Origin of the sequence: Chitinophaga sancti (assembly GCF_034424315.1) — a bacterium.
In the GTDB taxonomy this organism is placed as follows: Bacteria; Bacteroidota; Bacteroidia; order Chitinophagales; family Chitinophagaceae; genus Chitinophaga; species Chitinophaga sancti.
This window is the reverse complement of sequence record NZ_CP139972.1, coordinates 5,775,641-5,789,809: the sequence shown is the minus strand read 5'-3', so window position 1 is coordinate 5,789,809 and position 14,169 is coordinate 5,775,641. Positions and strand designations below refer to the sequence as shown.

The following is a 14,169-nucleotide window of genomic DNA, read 5'->3' as shown; positions in this document are numbered from 1 at the left end:
TTTGTGCTTGAAACCGCTAAGATAAGATAAGTTGCTGGAAGGCCCAGCTTTCATCGAGCGCCAGCATGGCTGTACGGAAGCCTGGGGCGATGCGCCCCAGCTCAGCAGAAAGTCCTGCTACTACTGCCGGATATGCCGCTGCCATACGCAAGGCTTCATCCGGTGCAATACCTACCTGCGCGATACAGTTCTTTACTGCCTCCAGCATGGTGAGCGCAGAACCGGATAAGGTACCCTTTGCATCTTCATAGCGACCACTTAGGGCGTTCCAATGGAATGCATAGTCAGGGCCATCGCTGGCAGCTACCGCATCGGTGATCAGGAACAGGCGGTTGGCCATGATCTTCTTGCTGATGCGGATCGTATTGTAATCTACATGAATACCATCGGCCACGATACTTGCATGTACTTGTGGATGATCGTAAATAGCACCTACCATACCCGGTGCGCGGCTCTGTAACTGCGACATGGCATTGAAGAGGTGCGTGCAGGTAGTAATTCCGTTTTCGAAAGACTGGTATAGCTGCCCGTAGGTACCGTTACTATGGCCAGCAGATACTAATACGCCAGCATCCTGAAGACGGAGAATCAGTTCGGGCGCTACGCGCTCCGGGGCCACAGTCATCATTTTCACAATGCCGGCACCATGGGTCAGTACCCAGTCTATATCTTCGGGGCGCGGGGCCTTTATGTATTCCGGAATGTGTGCGCCATTCTTTTCAGGGCTGATGTAAGGCCCTTCAAGGTGTAAGCCCAGGCAACCTTCACCACCTTGTTCCCAATACTCTTTTACGGCAGCAATGGATCTTAAAATAAACTCAGGAGAATGTGTGGGAATGGTGATCATGAAGTAAGCGGCACCGCCTGCTTTGGAATATTCATAGGTGGCTTTGATAGATTCCACATCCGGCAGGGAGGGGAAATATCGGCCATTACCACCATAGATCTGTAAGTCTATAAATGCAGGTACCAGGTCAGCACCGTTCAGGTCATGGATAATAGCATGTGGGGGAATTGTTCGTTGGGTTACAATATCGGTAATTCTACCATTTTCGGAAAGTACGACATGGTCTTCCAACCAGTTATCGCCAGTGAAGATCCTGCAATTGCTATATGCATTCAGCATGGGTTATGTTTTTATGATCCGCCAGGCTCACTGTTCATATAGCTCCAGTGGTAACCCATCCGGATCGGTAAAAAATGTAAATCTCTTTCCGGTATATGGGTCGATTCGGACAGGCTCCGTAAGGACTGCATGGTGCTGCAGGTGAGCCACGGCATGGTCGAGATCAGGTACTGCAAATGCCAGGTGACGCAGGCCACTCGCCTCGGGTCGTGATGGACGAGGCGGAGGATCGGGAAATGAAAATAGCTCGATCACATACAGTCCATTCAATGCAAGATCCAGTTTGTAAGAAGAACGTTCTTCCCGGTATACCTCCCTGATTATTTCCAATCCAAGGATTTCCGTATAGAACTTTTTACTCTGTTCATAGTCTGAACAGATGACTGCGATATGATGAATGGCTTGTAGCATTAAAACAATTGAAATTTATCAGCATCCCTGAGGAAGGGGATTTTCTCCCTTATTTCGTCTAGCTTGGTACGCTCAAGTGTAGTAGTAAAAATATCTTCTTCGTGGCTCTTCCTGTAAAGTATTTCGCCCAGTGGATCAATGAGGCTGGAATCACCACTGTGGTAAATGCCATTACCATCGTCTCCTACCCTGTTCACACCGATAGCATACACCTGGTTTTCGATAGCGCGTGCCTGAATTAAAGTTTTCCAGGCGGTGCTACGGCGCTCAGGCCAGTTTGCCACGTTGATCAGCAGGTCGTATGCAGGTGCGTTGGTATCCGCATTGATCTGATTACGCTGCCATACAGGGAAACGCAGATCGTAGCAGATGTTGAGGCATATTTTCCAACCTTTTACGGAAGCGATCAGGCGGGTATCACCGGCTGCATAATGCTTGTCTTCACCGGCGTAAGCAAAACGGTGACGTTTGTCGTAAGCACCGGCTACGCCATTGGGCTGCATCCATACAAAGCGGTTGTAGTATTCGCCATCTTCCTCGATAATGAGGCTACCACCGATAATGATGTTTTTCTCTGCTGCTTTTTTAGCCATCCACTGCACGGCCTTACCGTCCATCTTTTCAGCCAGCTTTTCAGGAGCCATGCTGAATCCTGTGCTGAACATTTCAGGCAGGATCACGACTTCGGTTCTTTCCCTGATGCTATCAATCTTTTCATTGAACATATTCAGGTTAGCGTCAATATTTTCCCAATGCAGTTTAGTCTGTATAAGTGTTACTTTCAGATCTGACATAAATTATCGGTTTCTAATTGCATAAAATTACGATGACTTCGGCTAAAAACTTTTAAAATTATAGCCCTTCTTTTGCAATTTGTTTAATGATTTCGCTTATCAGGTCGGGTTCATATCCTTTTTGCAGCAAATATTGGGTAGTCTTGTACTGTCTTTTCAGGTATTGTTCTCCTTTCAGGGAGGCATATTTCTTTTCAGTCAGCGATTGCAGTACATCCATATAGACCTCATCATCAATCTCCTGCATTCCTTTTTTAATAGAGTAGGCAGAAACCTGATGTTGTTTGAGGCCTGCCAGGATCTTTTTACGCCCCCATTTCTGCGAGCGGAATTTACCACCGGCATAGGCACGGGCAAAGCGTTCTTCGTTCAGAAAATTGTCTGCAATAAGTGCGGCAATGGCTTCATCTATCTCATCACCACGCAGCCCCAGCTCCAGGCTTTTTGTTTTCACCTCGCTGTGGCTGCGTTCCTGATAAGCACAGTAATGACGTAGTTTTAAGAGAATGGAAGTCTGCATTATTTCTTTACGATCATCAATCGTGCGTAGTTCAGCATGATCTTTTTCTCACCGCCACCTTTTGGGAATACTACGGTAGCGATACGATTGTTTGGCGCTCCTTCCATATTAAGGATGGTTCCGAAACCGAATTTCTGGTGTTCCACGTCCATCCCGGCTTCCATTGTAGCCGGATCGTCCGGGGTAAAACCGGCACTTGGTACGTGGTTGCTGGCTGCGGCGTTGCTAACGGGTTTAGGTGCAGGGCGTGGACCGGCTACTGGCTGGGAAGACTGGCTACCCGGCGTTTTCTTCTGCATCCGGTCGAACATATTGCCTCCGCCACCATTATTGCCCCAGAGGCCACCACCACTATTGATCGGGCTTCTGTTGCCTACAGCACCGCCACCGGCATAGCTGCGGTCAATGTACTGTTCCGGCATTTCTTCCAGGAAACGGCTGGATTCATTGTTGACAAGCTGCCCAAAGCGGTAACGGCTGTTAGCATAAGTGAGGAACAACCTGGCTTTGGCGCGGGTGATCACCACGTAGAAAAGACGGCGTTCTTCTTCCAGCTCCTCCCTTGAATTGATGGAGAGGGAACTTGGGAAAAGGTTTTCTTCCAGACCTACGCTGAATACAACCGGGAACTCCAGTCCTTTTGCTGCGTGGATCGTCATTAGTTTCACCACATCGCTGTCTTCATCGTTGCCTTTGTCAGCATCGGTGAGGAGGGTGATCTGCTGCAGATAGGTACCCAGTGATTTTTCCAGTAGTTCCCCGTCTTCAGTAGGTGTTTCGGTGAATTCCTTTACGGAGTTCAGGAGTTCCTGAATGTTCTCGTAGCGGGCGAGGCCTTCAGTAGTTTTATCGTTGAAGAGTTCTTTGACGATGTTGGTAGACTTACCCACCTGTACGGCGATGTCGTAAGCATTTTGTTTACCCAGCATAGCCTGGAAACTGCGGATCATGATCACGAAGTTTTCGATGGCTTCCAGGGTTCCCCCTTTGAATCCGAATTCCTGCGCTCTTTCCAGCACGTTCCAGAAGGTGATATTGTGCTCGTTGGCAAAGATCATCACTTTTTCAACAGTGGTTTTACCGATACCACGAATCGGGTAGTTGATGATTCGTTTCAGGCTTTCTTCGTCGGATGGGTTCATCACGATACGGAGGTAAGCTACGAAGTCTTTGATTTCCTTGCGCTGGTAGAAGGACATACCTCCATAGATGCGGTAGGGTATGGCTTTACGGCGCAGGTTTTCTTCGAATGCGCGGCTTTGCGCATTGGTACGGTACAGGATAGCGAAATCCCTGTTTGCATAGTGGTTGCGCAGCTTTTGCTCGGCAATGGTTTCGGCTACGAATTTGCCTTCCTCATTGTCGGTCATAGTACGCACCAATTTTATTCTTTCGCCGGTAGGGTTATCAGTCCAGAGGTTCTTTTCGATCTGCCCCTTGTTGTTAGCGATCACATCGTTGGCAACCTGGAGAATGGACTTAGTACTACGATAGTTCTGTTCCAGTTTTACCACTTTTGTATCGTTGTAGTCCTTTTCAAACTGGAGGATGTTCTGGATGGTAGCGCCGCGGAAGGAGTAGATACTTTGCGCATCATCCCCCACTACACAGATATTTTCGTGAGCAGCACCTAATAGCTTGATGATTTCGTACTGAGCAGGATTGGTATCCTGGTACTCATCGATCATGATGTATTTGAATTTATGCTGGTATTTGTGCAGTACTTCGGGGAAGTTCTTCAGCAGCTGGTACATTTTGAAGAGCAGGTCATCGAAGTCCATCGCGCCGTTTTTAAAGCAGCGTTTGGCATACATTTCATACAGCTTACCGGTCATGGGGCGGTTGGCCCTCATATCTTCCTGCTGGATGGCGTAGTCATGCTGATATTCTTCAGGGCCTACGAGGCTATTTTTAGCGGAGGATATACGGTTATAGACCATGTTAGGTTTATAATGTTTATCGTCCAGGTTTTGCTCGTTGATGATTGTTTTCAGTACGCTTTTCGCATCATCGGAATCATAAATGGTAAAATCATTGGGGTAACCGAGGCGATGGGCTTCGGCCCTTAACAAACGGGCAAATACTGAGTGGAAGGTACCAATGTAGAGGTTCCTGGCTTCAGTACCACCAAGGATCCTTTCCACGCGTTCCTTCATCTCTTTTGCAGCCTTGTTGGTAAAAGTGAGTGAGAGGATATTAAAAGCATCTACACCGTTGTGGAGCAGGTGGGCGATACGGGTGGTAAGTACTTTCGTCTTACCTGAACCAGCGCCCGCTACGATCATTAACGGGCCTTTGATATGCACAACTGCTTCGCGCTGCCGCTCATTCAGTTCGTCTAAGTAATTTGCCTTCATTATTGTTATTAAAAATCCACATTACCATCAGGAACTGATGGTCAAAAAAATTAAAGGGAAGCCGTAAAAGTACGAATTAAATTCATGTACCGGTCGCTCAATGTGGAGAGCGAGGCTGGATGCAGGTGTCAGGATATTTTTAATTGTTAGGTAAAGGGAAATAATGTCCGCTGCAGATGGTAAGATCTGCAGCAACAAAATTGCCTCCATTTCATGTAATAAAAAGATTAGAAGCGTACGATTCTTGACTTCAGCATTTTTCTGGCGAAGTGGATACGGCTTTTCACTGTTCCCAGTGGTTCATTCAGCATGGCTGCGATCTCGTAATATTTATAACCTTCAAAATAGAGCATGAAGGGTTGCTTGAATATTACGGGGAGGTTGTAAACTGCTGAATGTACATCCTTGATGCGCAGATTAGTTTCCGCAGCATTTCCGATTGTAGGAATCTGCTGGTGCATAAGGAACTCGCCGGCGGAATTGTCGAGCAGACGGAACTGCCTGTTGCCCCTGCGATAATTGTTGATAAAGATGTTGCGCATGATGGTGTAGAGCCAGGCGCGGATATTGGTACCTGCAAGGTATTTATCGCGATTGGCGAGCGCACGGAAAAGTGTTTCCTGGTAAAGGTCTTTTGCTGATTCGGCATCCTTAGTGAGGGTAACAGCATACGGTCTCAGGAAATCGGCATTTCCGAGTAAAAGTGCGTTAAATTCTGTCGATGACATGTTTAAGGAGTTTAAGCATCTGAAAAAAATTTGTTTCAGCTGATAAACCGGATTGAAGGGAAACAAATATTACCAGTATGGGATAAGTGAATATGGCTGCTTGCTCTAAATCCGGATGGGGGTTGCATCACATTTTTCAGGTCAGGTATCCCGATGTTTCACAAATAATATCGTTGCGCTATTACGACGAATAACAGACATTGGGCGCCGGCTTACATGATAAGTAGCAGGTGTTTCCATGGTGGTATAATTTTTCTGGTTGCTGATTATTGGGGGATTTGGTTTGCAATCTCTTGTCTAATAAATAATTCCTGTGCAATCTTAAATACCGGACGAGACAATGCTTTTTTCGATAATATGGAATAGTCGTGGGTATTTACTAAGGCACGCGTTGTACAGATGGATTCTAATGTAAAATGACACTCAACTGACTGACTCTTAACACAATTTAACAAAACATTTTATTATTGCCAAAATAATTCTATGTGCAAATGATTGGTTTTTTTTGTTTTTGAGATATTACTTTTTTGCTTTCGATTGCAAGTAAAAATCATAAAAAAAGCGAAGGCGTTGCATGTGCAACGCCTTCGCTTTTTTATTATATGTATGCCTGTTATAAGCAGGCGATTTTTCTCACTCTGTTTTCGTGTCTGCCACCTTCAAATGTGGTATTAATGAACACATCCACCATTTGCTTCGTGACTGCATCATCTACAAAGCGGGCAGGTACGCACAATACATTCGCATTGTTATGACAGCGGGCCAGGCGGGCAAGTTCTTCGCCCCAGCAGATAGCTGCACGGATACCCTGATGTTTATTAGCAGTAATTGCTACGCCATTTCCACTACCACATACAAGTATACCAAACGCGGCTTGCTCTCTTTCTACCAGTGTTGCTACCGGATGAGCGAAATCAGGATAATCGGCAGATTCACTTGAGAATGCGCCTACATCCTTTACCTGCAGACCTTTTGCTTCCAGGTAAGAAATGATCTCCTCCTTATAGTCGAAGCCAGCGTGATCAGACCCTATAGCAATGGGCAATGACAAATTGAATGTTGTTTGTTGTGACATAAAAAAACTTTTAAACAGTGAAACCGTTACGCTTTTATCAGGACCACTCTTCTATTTCCGGTTCTTTTTCTTTATCCTCCATATTTTTCAGTGCTCTGACAGAGATATAGATACTGATTTCATACAGCAAATATAAAGGAGTAAATACAATCAGCTGGTCAATTACGTCAGGTGGTGTGATTACTGCTGCAAGCACCAGGATGATCACGATTGCATGACGACGGTAAGTACGCAGGAAGGTTGGCGTAATCAATCCGATCTTCGTGAGGAAGAAGATGAGTACCGGCAACTCGAATAATACCCCCATACCGATCACGATCTGGGTCATCAGGTCGAAGTAGTCATCTATGAAGAACTGGTTGACTGCTTTGGTCGTTACAGTATAACCCGCCAGGAAGTTGATAGTAAATGGCGCCATCAGGAAATAACTGAAGCAGATACCCAGAAAGAACTGGAAAGATACCCAGAAGATAATTCCTCTTGCTCCTCTTACTTCTCTTTCCTTCAGTGCAGGCTTTACAAAACGCCAGAACTCCCAGAAGATATACGGGAAGCCTAATACTAAACCTACCATAAATGCCAGTTTGAATTGGAGCATGATCTGGCCGGTCAGCACATGGTTCTGAAATACGATATCTACCGGAACAATACAAAGCTTGTCTCCCAGCCCGGTTGCGTGGCTGATTTTACACAGTGCGATATAGGAAGGAAAATCTCTGTTGGTTGGTCCAAAAACGATTTTATCCAATATTTCATTTGTATATACCCAACCGATGATACCAAACACCACAATTGCTACAGCAGCGCGGAACAGATGCCCTCGTAGTTCTTCCAGGTGGTCAAAGAAAGTCATCTCCGCTTTCTCGTTGTTATTTGCAAAAATTCTTTTGAACATATCTGTTTGTCAGGCTGAGTTAAACATTATTTCCTAAGGAGCACAAATATAGCGGTTGCCTGTAAGAAAACAGAGTAATGCAGATGGTTTTAATGTGATTTAAATGCGGAGTGGAAATAGTATTGTATGGACTGGCAGAGAAGTTGATATAAGGTTAACGATTTAGCAGAAGCAGAGGGTACTTAAAAAAAGAGAGCCAGCCCGAGAAGAATCAAGAGCCGGCCTTTCATCCATTGTTTGTTAACCCCAAAAAAGTTGAATTCGAGAATGTCTTTAGTTTCCAGTGTCACTTCCTATTTGATTGATGGCAAGCTTTCAAAATAGTCCGTGTTTCTGGTTACTTTTAAATTTCTATTACAAAAATAGTAAAGAATTATGTTATTATCAATGTTGTAACAATTTTTTTTACATCCTTTTAACAAAAATCAAATCATTGTGTTACATCATCTGTAGCAAATGTATAAAATCCGTGTTAATTCCCTACTACTTTTTTTAAATCGTTTTAGCAGGTCAGATGCTTAATGACTATGCAAATATATTAAAAAAAATGTCACAATATCAACACCTGATTTCTTTTCTTTTATAAAAAACTAGTAAGTTCTCCTAAATACCTGACAAATAAGCAACTAAAAATGAAGTTTTCTTAAAAAAAGGCGATATTTTATCCAGATCCGGATAAGTATATGATCCTCTTCACTTAACCGAGTACCTTCATTTTAATCATTTCGATACGTGTCTCGGTTACATTTATAATTTCGAACTCATAATCATTGATAATGATGCGCTCTTTTTGACGGGGAATCGTTTCGTGATGATTGATGATATAACCGGAAAGCGTTTCACTTTCATCCTCCGGGAAATCAAAGCCATACTTCTCATTAAGGTAATCCAGCTCCAGCCGGCCCGAGAAAATGTATTCTTTTTCTGCGATCTGCTTGTCTACAAATTCCTCCTCATCATGTTCGTCTTTGATTTCTCCGAATATTTCCTCGAGTACGTCTTCGATAGTGACGATACCTGCGGTTCCTCCAAATTCATCTACAACCCATGCAATGCTTTTACGTTCCTTATTGAACTTGCCCAGCAGGTCGATGGCACTCATTGTCTCCGGCACGGCCAGGATTGGGTGCAGGATCGCCTGTATATCCGCAGGACCTTTGAACATATCCAGCTGATGAATATAACCGAGTATGTTATCAATCGTGTTTTCGTAGATGATTATTTTGGACAGTTTTGTGTCCACGAATTTCTTTTGTGCCTTTGAAATGGGGCTATTTATTTCCAGGGCTTCGATTTCCTTGCGGGGAATGAGGCAACCACGGATTTTTACATGAGCCAGAGACAGGGCATTTTCGAACAATTCTGTATTCAGCTCCTGGTTCTCGGTCACATGTTGTTGCGACTGGCGTATAAAATGCTCCACATCTACACGGGGAAAAGAAGTAGCGGTTTCTATAATTCTTACGTTGAAGAGATATTTCAGGATCCATTCGGATACTGACACGAGCAGACTACCTACTACGAACAGCGGTTTTGAGATCACTGAAATAGGCAAAGCAAAGAAACTCAGCAGTCCTTCGGGCCGGGAGCGGAAAATAGCACGAGGCAGAAAGAAACCGAATGTGAGCAGGATGAGGGTAGCCAGCAGGACTTCCATCAATAATAACAGGGGCTGGTAGCTTGTACTTTCCTGTGGGGAGAGCACTTTGTTCCAAAGGGGCTGAAAAAAACCAGCGAACAGAATGCCGTAGATAACAATAGTGATCGTAAGGCCCAACAGGCTGGTTGCCAGAAAACGGGAGGGGTTATCATTAAAACTGGCCAGGATTTTTCCGGTAGCGCGTCCTTGTTTCTTCTTGAGCTCAATGCTTAATTTGTTCACATTGGCAAAAGCCGTTTCTAACCCGGCGAAGAAACCTGCCAGCAATACCAGGAATGCCAGTATCGGGAGTGTATATGTATCCATATGTAACAAAAATAAAGAATTTCCTGACTGCAAATAGTGTGCAGATTATTTGGGAAAGGGGGCTGCGAGGCCCCCTGACAATGCAATTATTTTAAAAAGGTATCTATCAATGCCTTTACTTCTGCCTGGGCAATCTCCAAGGTATCATTGATCACAATTTCATCAAATTGCTTAGAGAAAGATAACTCATATTTAGCCTTTCCCAATCTTTCATCCAAAGATGCCTGGGTTTCAGTTCCACGTTCGCTGAGACGCTTCCTAAGCGCTTCCATTGAAGGCGGCTGAATAAAGATCGTAAGTGCCCCATCTCCGTAATGTTCTTTTATAGAGAGGGCACCCTTCACATCAATGTCTACCATCGGCACTCTTTCATTAGCCCAGATCCGCTCTAATTCAGACTTCAATGTGCCATAATACTTACCTGCATATACCATTTCAACCTCTGCAAATGCCTGAGCCTCTATCTTCTCATGAAAGTCCTCCTTTGTCAGAAAATAATAGTCTTTGCCATCTACTTCATTCTCTCTTGCCTCCCGGGTAGTAGCAGAAATGGAGAATTCCAGCTGTGGCATATCTTTCAGCATTTGCTTCACGATAGAAGTCTTACCTGCACCTGATGGGGCAGTGATGATAATAATCTTATTAGCCATAATATAGTTTCCCTTATTAAAAGTAAGCCATAAGCAGCAAGGTTTGGCTCTTGTAGCTTATGGCTTAAAATATTCTGCGTACAGTTAATTGTACTTATACTCTCTTGATATCTGCACCCAGCTTGCGCAGGCGCTCATCGATGTACTGGTAGCCACGGTCGATCTGCTCAATATTCTGGATCACACTCTTACCTTCTGCACTCAGTGCAGCAATCAGCAGTGATACACCCGCCCTGATATCAGGTGATGACATGGTAATACCTCTCAGTTTGTGCTGACGGCCCAGGCCAATTACCACTGCACGGTGAGGATCGCACAATACGATCTGCGCACCCATATCGATCAGTTTGTCCACGAAGAACAAACGGCTTTCGAACATTTTTTGGTGGATCATCACACTACCTGATGCCTGGGTGGCTACCACGAGTACGATACTCAGGAGGTCCGGCGTAAAGCCAGGCCATGGATGGTCAGACATTGTAAGAATAGATCCATCCAGGAATGTCTGGATTTCATATTTATCCTGGGCAGGGATGTAAATATCATCACCCTTGATCTCCAGTTGGATCCCCAGCTGGCGGAACTTTTCAGGAATGATACCCAGGTGCTGCACACCGGCTCCCTTGATAGTAATTTCACTCTGCGTCATAGCAGCCAGACCGATAAAGGAACCGATCTCAATCATATCAGGCAGCATACGATGGCTACAACCATTCAGGGAGGTTACACCTTCGATCGTAAGGAGGTTCGATCCTACCCCACTGATCTTAGCGCCCATGCTGTTCAGCATTTTGGACAGCTGTTGCAGGTAAGGTTCGCAGGCAGCATTATAAATAGTAGTAGTACCATGTGCCAGGACAGCAGCCATTACAATATTGGCGGTACCCGTTACTGAAGGCTCATCCAGCAGCATGTATGTACCTTTTAGTCCACCATCGCCGGCTTCGAGTCTGAAGTAATTATCGTCATTATCATATACGAACTGAGCACCCAGTTTCTCAAACCCGATGATGTGGGTATCGAGACGGCGGCGACCTATTTTATCACCTCCGGGTTTAGGGATGTAGGCTTTGCCAAAGCGGGCCAGTAATGGACCAGCTATCATGACAGAACCTCTCAGCCGGCCTGATTTCTTTTTAAATTCTGCACTCTCCAGATAAGGAAGGTTGATCTGATCGGCCTGGAATTCGCAGGTGTCACGGCTGATCCTGTTAATCTTCACTCCCATATCACCCAACAATTCTATCAGCAGGTTTACATCCAGGATGTCCGGGATATTGCTGATGGTCACTTTTTCGGGAGTTAGTAAAACAGCACTGACAATCTGTAAAGCTTCGTTTTTGGCACCCTGGGGTACAATTTCCCCTTTAAGACGGTTGCCACCTCTTACTTCAAAAGCACTACTCACTTGTTCCTGTTTTTATATTTTTGGTTCTTGTTGTTGTTATTGTTTTTAGTTTTTCCGCCTTTGAAGTTATTCTGCTGCTGGAAATTGCGTTTTTTGTTGCTGCTACCATTATTAAGGCTGGATGTGCGTACAAATTCAGCATTGGTGTTAAAGTTTGGACTTGTTGCAGCAATCACTGCGCTGGCATGAGCGGCAGTATTGAAACCAGGATGAAACTCCAGCTGACCGTTAGTAATACCGGTAAGTTCTGCCTTGATAGCATCGTCATGAACACTTTCCTTATGCCAGTTGCTATAGGCCAGTTTCATGTAATTGCCAATACATTGTGTAAACCCGTCCTTCTTTTCAGGATTATCTTCTGCAATGGCTTTATCTATCACCATTTCCAGGTTTTTACCGAAGTGACGGTTGCGGGGATACTTTTTAGGATAAGGCAGTCGTTCTGGTCTTGCTTTCAGGGTTTCACGCGTTGGAATGGGGTAAGGTGATTCTACATCTAATCTGAAATCGGAGATGAGAAACAGGTGATCCCATAACTTGTGCCGGAAGTCTTCTACATTGCGGAGGTGGGGATTGAGCGTGCCCATAAGTTCAATAAGCGCCATTGCATTGGCCTGGCGGTGATCTGGGTCTTGTATGCTCAGGACGTACTCGATCATCTTTTGGATGTTCCGTCCATACTCCTTCATAATCAAATGGTTACGGGTGGTATTGTATTCCATATCACAATTTAAAAAATACTATTATAGTCTTGCTTGAAAGGTAAGTTTGTGCTTTGCGCATTCACAAATGCAAAAGTGCTAAAGGAGAACATTTGTCAATTTTGTACCCTGGGCTCTGGCTTAAGCCGGGATGGCTTTTTTTATGTGAAAGCAAACCGTTCTATGCAAACTTATGAAAAATAGTTTAATTGTACGATAGCTGGGAGTTCCGCGGGTAATTAGTTTAACTTTTTCTATAGAATCAGCCGTGTTATCAATCAAATGTTAAATCTCTCCCAAATTCAAGATTCCTCCAATAACCGGACCTTAAATTCATTGTTACAACGGAAATTCTTCAAAAAATTAGGATCTAACAACAAAGTTGCGCTTGTAAAAGGCGCAGGATCAGGCATCTGCAAAGCATGGCTGAACTGGTTTTATTCCCGGGCAGTCCGGCTGCTTTGTTGTCACAGGTCTTTTTATCCTATTTACTGCGCGATAATTATAAAAAAATGCCGCAATTGATCATTGCGGCATTTTTTTATAATTCTTTCCCCCAGTTATCCAGTTCTTCTTCTGTCCATAATTCAGGGAAGAAAACAATTCTTTTATTACGGGGAGGCAGGTATTTCTGCCAGTTGGTACCACCTGTAGCCGCTATATCTTCCGGCTTACGGTTCAGGTAGCGCACAGCAGATTTATAGTGCATCAGTGGCCAGCGTACATTAATATTAGTATCATACTCTTTCAGGGCTGGCATGAGCTCCTGCTGGTCGGCAGGGGATAATTTCCTGTACTGCGCCTGTATATTATTATCCTTATAGCGGTCGGCCAGTTGCAGGAATTCACTCATGTATTTTAGTTCAAACTGCCTGAGAGTAAGGGTTTTCTTACCTGTAGACAATTCAGTAGCCCCACTTCTCCAGTAGATCTGATCCAATATCTTATCCAGTTCAGCCCCCATGAGCGCCGGGCGCTGCGGCTGGTATACCAGGTTCACTAATTCCGTAGAGCAGATCTCTATTTTCCTGAATTGCCCGCTCTGAAAGCCGGAAGCCGGCAACAGCGCCATACGAAATTGCAGGAACTGATCTTTGTCCATACCATCTACCATGATCTCAAAAGAGTTGATCAGATTACGGAAGTAATTATTGATCCTTTTGAGCTGGGTTTTGAAGCCTGTTACTGTCAGTTCGGGTGCAAAGCTGATTTGCTCAATAGCCTGGAGGGTGAGTTTGAAATAGAGTTCAGTGATCTGGTGATAAATAATAAAGATGTTCTCGTCCGGAATGGGGGTACGGGGATGCTGGAGGTTGAGCAACACGTCCAGCTGGATATAATCCCAATAGGTCAGATAGTCGGCATAGAGCAGCCCATCCAGATAGGAAGACAGGTCCTGGCCCATAGCAGCATACTTCTCTTCAAGACGCTTGATCTTGTCGGCGATTTCTGTTGTAACCATAAATATGTATATGAGATTTAGAATTCCCCTCCCCTGCCGCTGATGGCTGGCGGGAAGGGGAAAATATCATGGGGCA

13 protein-coding genes are annotated in these 14,169 nt (G+C 44.7%); all 13 read right to left on the bottom strand.

Annotated elements, in window-relative coordinates; genetic code table 11:
* Positions 1-16: 16 nt before the first annotated feature.
* Complete coding sequence (nagA, locus tag U0033_RS22645; protein ID WP_083571620.1) at positions 17-1,126, bottom strand: N-acetylglucosamine-6-phosphate deacetylase; 1,110 nt, start codon at positions 1,124-1,126, stop codon at positions 17-19.
* 27 nt (positions 1,127-1,153) lie between these two features.
* Positions 1,154-1,537: a VOC family protein gene (locus U0033_RS22640; protein WP_072362856.1), complete on the bottom strand. Its 384-nt coding sequence runs from the start codon at positions 1,535-1,537 to the stop codon at positions 1,154-1,156.
* Positions 1,537-2,331 (bottom strand): amidohydrolase, encoded by a 795-nt coding sequence (locus U0033_RS22635; protein ID WP_072362855.1) that lies wholly within the window; start codon positions 2,329-2,331, stop codon positions 1,537-1,539. The genes U0033_RS22640 and U0033_RS22635 overlap by 1 nt, the downstream gene beginning before the upstream one ends.
* Before the next feature lie 58 nt (positions 2,332-2,389).
* Positions 2,390-2,851 carry a regulatory protein RecX gene (locus U0033_RS22630; protein ID WP_072362854.1) on the bottom strand — a complete coding sequence of 154 codons (462 nt, stop codon included), beginning with the start codon at positions 2,849-2,851 and terminating at the stop codon, positions 2,390-2,392.
* On the bottom strand, positions 2,851-5,208 hold the full coding sequence (locus tag U0033_RS22625; protein ID WP_072362853.1) for an ATP-dependent helicase: 2,358 nt from the start codon (positions 5,206-5,208) through the stop codon (positions 2,851-2,853). The genes U0033_RS22630 and U0033_RS22625 overlap by 1 nt, the downstream gene beginning before the upstream one ends.
* Positions 5,209-5,435: 227 nt before the next feature.
* Positions 5,436-5,936, bottom strand: a complete 501-nt coding sequence (locus tag U0033_RS22620; protein ID WP_072362852.1) for an RNA polymerase sigma factor — start codon at positions 5,934-5,936, stop codon at positions 5,436-5,438.
* 613 nt (positions 5,937-6,549) lie between these two features.
* The gene (rpiB, locus tag U0033_RS22615; protein WP_072362851.1) at positions 6,550-7,011 is read right to left on the bottom strand and encodes a ribose 5-phosphate isomerase B; all 462 of its coding nucleotides are present in this window, start codon (positions 7,009-7,011) and stop codon (positions 6,550-6,552) included.
* A 37-nt stretch (positions 7,012-7,048) separates the two neighbouring features.
* Positions 7,049-7,906 (bottom strand): twin-arginine translocase subunit TatC, encoded by an 858-nt coding sequence (gene tatC, locus U0033_RS22610; RefSeq protein WP_072362850.1) that lies wholly within the window; start codon positions 7,904-7,906, stop codon positions 7,049-7,051.
* A 697-nt stretch (positions 7,907-8,603) separates the two neighbouring features.
* A complete protein-coding gene (locus tag U0033_RS22605) occupies positions 8,604-9,872 on the bottom strand; it encodes a hemolysin family protein (RefSeq protein WP_072362849.1) in 1,269 nt (422 codons plus the stop codon).
* Positions 9,873-9,958: 86 nt separating this feature from the next.
* Complete coding sequence (gene gmk, locus U0033_RS22600) at positions 9,959-10,522, bottom strand: guanylate kinase (RefSeq protein WP_072362848.1); 564 nt, start codon at positions 10,520-10,522, stop codon at positions 9,959-9,961.
* 94 nt (positions 10,523-10,616) lie between these two features.
* Positions 10,617-11,930 carry a UDP-N-acetylglucosamine 1-carboxyvinyltransferase gene (gene murA, locus U0033_RS22595; protein WP_072362847.1) on the bottom strand — a complete coding sequence of 438 codons (1,314 nt, stop codon included), beginning with the start codon at positions 11,928-11,930 and terminating at the stop codon, positions 10,617-10,619.
* Positions 11,927-12,652 (bottom strand): DUF4290 domain-containing protein, encoded by a 726-nt coding sequence (locus U0033_RS22590; protein ID WP_072362846.1) that lies wholly within the window; start codon positions 12,650-12,652, stop codon positions 11,927-11,929. Before U0033_RS22590 ends, murA begins: the two co-directional genes overlap by 4 nt.
* Before the next feature lie 520 nt (positions 12,653-13,172).
* The gene (locus U0033_RS22585; protein WP_072362845.1) at positions 13,173-14,093 is read right to left on the bottom strand and encodes a tryptophan 2,3-dioxygenase family protein; all 921 of its coding nucleotides are present in this window, start codon (positions 14,091-14,093) and stop codon (positions 13,173-13,175) included.
* Positions 14,094-14,169 lie beyond the last annotated feature (76 nt).

Coding starts and splice junctions, on each gene's coding strand:
- nagA (WP_083571620.1), bottom strand. CDS start 1,126: ATGCTGAATGCATATAGCAATTGCAGGATCTTCACTGGCGATAACTGG.
- U0033_RS22640 (WP_072362856.1), bottom strand. CDS start 1,537: ATGCTACAAGCCATTCATCATATCGCAGTCATCTGTTCAGACTATGAA.
- U0033_RS22635 (WP_072362855.1), bottom strand. CDS start 2,331: ATGTCAGATCTGAAAGTAACACTTATACAGACTAAACTGCATTGGGAA.
- U0033_RS22630 (WP_072362854.1), bottom strand. CDS start 2,851: ATGCAGACTTCCATTCTCTTAAAACTACGTCATTACTGTGCTTATCAG.
- U0033_RS22625 (WP_072362853.1), bottom strand. CDS start 5,208: ATGAAGGCAAATTACTTAGACGAACTGAATGAGCGGCAGCGCGAAGCA.
- U0033_RS22620 (WP_072362852.1), bottom strand. CDS start 5,936: ATGTCATCGACAGAATTTAACGCACTTTTACTCGGAAATGCCGATTTC.
- rpiB (WP_072362851.1), bottom strand. CDS start 7,011: ATGTCACAACAAACAACATTCAATTTGTCATTGCCCATTGCTATAGGG.
- tatC (WP_072362850.1), bottom strand. CDS start 7,906: ATGTTCAAAAGAATTTTTGCAAATAACAACGAGAAAGCGGAGATGACT.
- U0033_RS22605 (WP_072362849.1), bottom strand. CDS start 9,872: ATGGATACATATACACTCCCGATACTGGCATTCCTGGTATTGCTGGCA.
- gmk (WP_072362848.1), bottom strand. CDS start 10,522: ATGGCTAATAAGATTATTATCATCACTGCCCCATCAGGTGCAGGTAAG.
- U0033_RS22590 (WP_072362846.1), bottom strand. CDS start 12,652: ATGGAATACAATACCACCCGTAACCATTTGATTATGAAGGAGTATGGA.
- U0033_RS22585 (WP_072362845.1), bottom strand. CDS start 14,093: ATGGTTACAACAGAAATCGCCGACAAGATCAAGCGTCTTGAAGAGAAG.